Annotated in this window: 3 protein-coding genes and 2 pseudogenes; all 5 read right to left on the minus strand. The window is 43.8% G+C overall.

Annotated features, from left to right (window positions below; translation table 11 throughout):
- A partial coding sequence (locus WBA23_RS25510) for an anti-sigma factor (RefSeq protein WP_424585105.1) occupies window positions 1-818 on the minus strand: 818 nt, incomplete at its 3' end.
- Window positions 815-1,297 carry an RNA polymerase sigma factor gene (locus tag WBA23_RS25515; RefSeq protein ID WP_424585106.1) on the minus strand — a complete coding sequence of 161 codons (483 nt, stop codon included), beginning with the start codon at window positions 1,295-1,297 and terminating at the stop codon, window positions 815-817. The genes WBA23_RS25510 and WBA23_RS25515, both read right to left, overlap by 4 nt.
- A 589-nt stretch (window positions 1,298-1,886) precedes the next feature.
- Window positions 1,887-2,773: pseudogene (locus WBA23_RS25520) on the minus strand (Rpn family recombination-promoting nuclease/putative transposase).
- 44 nt (window positions 2,774-2,817) lie between these two features.
- The gene (locus WBA23_RS25525) at window positions 2,818-3,042 is read right to left on the minus strand and encodes a hypothetical protein (RefSeq protein WP_424585107.1); all 225 of its coding nucleotides are present in this window, start codon (window positions 3,040-3,042) and stop codon (window positions 2,818-2,820) included.
- Window positions 3,043-3,436: 394 nt separating this feature from the next.
- Window positions 3,437-3,778, minus strand: a pseudogene (locus WBA23_RS25530) (type II toxin-antitoxin system PemK/MazF family toxin).
- Window positions 3,779-3,893: the final 115 nt, after the last annotated feature.

The raw sequence follows: 3,893 nt of genomic DNA on the forward strand, positions 1-3,893 counted from the left end.
ACGTACATCTGATCCATCGTAGGAGCCTCGCTTCCGCCCTGAGGTTCAAGGGTGATAGCGAAAGCCGATGCTTGATTGATGCTGGCATTCATTGCTACGAGTTGAGAGGTATTTTCTTCGGACAGGGTTAGCAATCCGGCACTCACGGGCTTACCATCCACAATAGCCCACAGTTGATACTGCTTATCTGACGGCGGAACGGATAGATTACCCGGATTTAGATATACTCGAGATTCAGTCGGATTCCAGTAAACCTGCGCTGAATTATTGGGAAAATTCTCAGTACCGGCCAATCGGATAGTCTGAAAGTTAGGCGAAGTTACTACTGATAGGTTTTCGGAAAGTTGATCAGCCCGCTGGGTAGCGGTTTCGTACTGACTGGCAATTTCCTGATTTTGCGTAAGTACTTGGTCTAGCTGCTGTTCGGCTTCCCTCCATTGTCCCCTGAAGTATAGCGCGGCGACTGCTGACAAAATTGCGAACAGCAGCGAAGCGGCGATACCAAACTGAAGCGGCCATATTCTTCGTGGTTCGCTCGCAGATTTTTCAGGGGTCTCTACTGACCGGTCAGCTTCAGATGAGCTAGCGGGGCTTTCGGGAGCTAACTTATTTAGAATTTCATCTCGGAGCATAGGTCTTGGAGCCACGGCGGTTTGAGCTGCCAAAGAACTATAGGTTTGTTCAATCCGCTGAATTTCTTCCCGCACTTCCAGATATCGCTCAGCCAAAGTTTCCACTTCAGTGGCCTCTGAGGCGGGAAGTTCCCCTAGAACGTATATCTCTAAGATTCCGGACGCTATGTATTCCGCGATATTCAATTGATATTCAGTATCTTTCGTAATTTTATGAGTGCCGCCCGCAGCCGTGTTTTCACTGTTCCCAGTGGTATATCAAATTCCTTGGCTACTTCCGAATGCGTATAGCCTTTAAAGTAGATTAAATGTACGATTATCTTTTGTTCAGGACTGAGGTGTTGCAGCAAATTAATTAACCCATGATCTCTGATTTGCTGCTCAACTTGCATGTCCGATGATACAATAGGTACGGAAGTATTGATGGAATCAGTTTTCCTATTGTGACTAAATTCTTTAGATCGGGTTTTATCGATGGCTAAATTACGGGCGATATTTAGCATCCAAGTAAATAACCTCCCCTTTTTTGCGTCATAGGACTCGATATTATCCCAAATCTTAATAAACGTGTCTTGCAACACTTCTTCGGCAGCCTTCTCGTGCTGAACAATGCGGTGCACGACCCCGTAGAGCGCAGTACCATAGTTGTCGTAGAGGTAAGCCAACGCCGTTCGCTCCTGACGCCTTAATAACGCAATTAGCTCGGGCTCTTCGATATGGTTTATTTGATTAATAAGAGAGTTGCTTTTCTTACAAAGTAGTAATCTTTAAATATTGTTTACTAATTTTTTTGTGAATAATTTTCTGGTCTTAAAAATATTGAGCAATGTATCATAGTTCTTTCACTATTAGAAGTCATTTAGCTCACTTAGCCTAAAAATGGCTTCCCGCATATAATTAAGTTAGTTAATTCTGCTACTATCGTAAAATTGAACTGCCATTTAGATGCACAGCGACTTATCCCTAAAGCTTCTTATGGACACCGTAACGAAAGTGTTACTTACGACGAGATACGGCTGATGGCAGCCCACTACTGACAGCAAAAATATTGTATTGGTTTTATGTTAACCACACTGAACAAAGCTCAGATTTAAACTAGAAAAACTACTGACTTTGGGGTGCAATTAAGCCGGACCAACGTCCAATGCAGCAGCCGAGCCGAGTTGTTGGTATTTCACTTTCGTGTTTCATTCTTGACACTCGGAGCATCAAGCTTCCGGGTGCGTCTCAGGGAAGCTTGGCTGCTGCATAGTGTTACCCCTCGTTTTCCAATTTCTTCTTTAACGATTGTAACTGCTCTTTTGTAAGTCCTGTTGTAGGTAGAATAATTTCATCCAAAACCTGCTTTTCAATTAAGCCTATTGCTACTTTCTCTATTCCTTTCCCTATTCCTTCTTCAAATGCGGTATCCAGCGAGTTCTTCAAGTCTCGGTATGACTTTAGACTGTCTTCGTAGGCTTGCACTTCTTCCGGACTGAATCGGGCGATCTCCGCTACCTCAAACAAACGCTCAAAGATTCCTTCCCGTAGTTCATCTGGTACTCTGTGCAGTTTGTTCAGGTTACAGATCACAAACATCCACTTGTCGAATCTAGTAGCTAGCTCTCTAATATCTTTTTGGAACTTGGGCATCTCCAGATAGACAAAAGTCAGTTTGTCGTAGAACACTTGGCAAGTCTCTATGTCGGTCAACTTCACATCATACCGGAATTTATCAGGCTCGTTTTGATCTTCATCAAAAACAAAATCTAGGATGGCCACTGTATACACCGCTTTTAACTCAAATGTCCAATCTGAGCCTCGTTGTGCCTGCTCTCGGATAGGAAATGCGGCCGCCGCTGCGGTTGATTAATATACTGTTCTATCCTTGAAAAACTTTTGTTTGGTCTTCTGCAACTCTACAATGAACCTTTCCCCACGCTCGTTCTGGCAATACAGATCAAAGACAGCCCTTCGGTCTTCTTCGCTACTACCTAACTTATCGGATTTCAGGTAAGTCAGTTCGTTATTCGGCCTTGTTCGTGTTTGAGGAGTTCGTTAAGGAAATCAAGCAACAAATCTTTATTCGGTTCTTCGCCGAATAGTCGTTTGAAACCATAATCAGTGAACGGGTTAATGTACTTTTCTCTTCGCTCTTCCATCAGTCTTTATTTGAGCAAAGATACGAATTTGCCGTCAATAACGCTTAGGGGTAGATTTCTTCTTCAATGAGGGGTAACGATTTGGGCAGGCGGCGCGGCGGCTTTGGCGCATCTTTCTTTCTAGTTAGCATTGTCAGAACTTGGGGCGAGCTGCGTTCATGCTCGGCTTTACGCCCGGTAGAGGCTAGCTTTTGTTGGGCCTCACCCTTGCATCTTCCATTCGAGAGATTTCTGACCGAGTTGGTAAGTTCAATCTTTTGTTTGCCCATTCGCTTGCTTTTACCAACCAGTTCGTCATTCTGCCGATTCGCTAAGCAATTGCTTTCCTAGCGTTTTCACCGCCTCTTTCCTTTGGCTTTCAATAATGGATTTTGCCCAATTCAAGCAGCTTTTCCCGCATTCCATACTCTGACCAATTCGTTATTCGTAGAACCAACAATTTCAACATTTCAACGCATTTTGCTCTCCGATGAACGAACCACTTTTTAGTTCGTTTTCTTTTCTTCGGTGTGGCCTAACGTTTAGTGCAGCCGTCAGGTCGGACTTGTGGGCGTTGATCTTCCGAGCATAAATATGCTAACTTGGAGCGATAAGCACCCAAGCTCATTTCAACCCGACTTGCGGCTGGGGCAGCCCCGCTGCATGATATTATGCGGCGTATTTTCATTCTATAGTCAGCACTTTAGCTAATGCTTCTTTGATTTGGTCTCTTTGAACGGAGTTGATTTCACCCAGCTTTTTCACAAATCTCTTCTCTGAAACTGATCTTACTTGAAAGCAATCTATGCTCGAAGCTTTGCTTAATCCATTTCTCGTATCCGGAAGTATTTGAACCATCCAAGCAGCCATTTGATAGCGATCTTTTCAATCAGTAATCGGAACAACCACTTTTAAGGGAAGCTTACCCAAGTTGTCATCGTTCACAATAACAGCAGGCCTGGTCTTTCTCATCTCTGAGCCAATCAAGGGGTCTAAGTTGATAAGCCAAATCTCACCTTGTTTCATAGAAGTCTTCTAAATCCAGGTCGGTGAATACTGTCAGTTCAGCATCATCTTTATAGTCATCGCAAAGCTGATCGGCTACTTTTCTCATCTGCTCTTTCTCATCGTCCAACTGAAT

Origin of the sequence: Tunicatimonas sp., assembly GCF_049647865.1 — a bacterium.
Lineage (GTDB): Bacteria > Bacteroidota > Bacteroidia > Cytophagales > Cyclobacteriaceae > Tunicatimonas.

Bases quoted from the DNA above. Each gene is read 5' to 3' on its own strand.
- WBA23_RS25525 (WP_424585107.1), bottom strand. From the start codon at position 3,042: ATGGGCAAACAAAAGATTGAACTTACCAACTCGGTCAGAAATCTCTCG.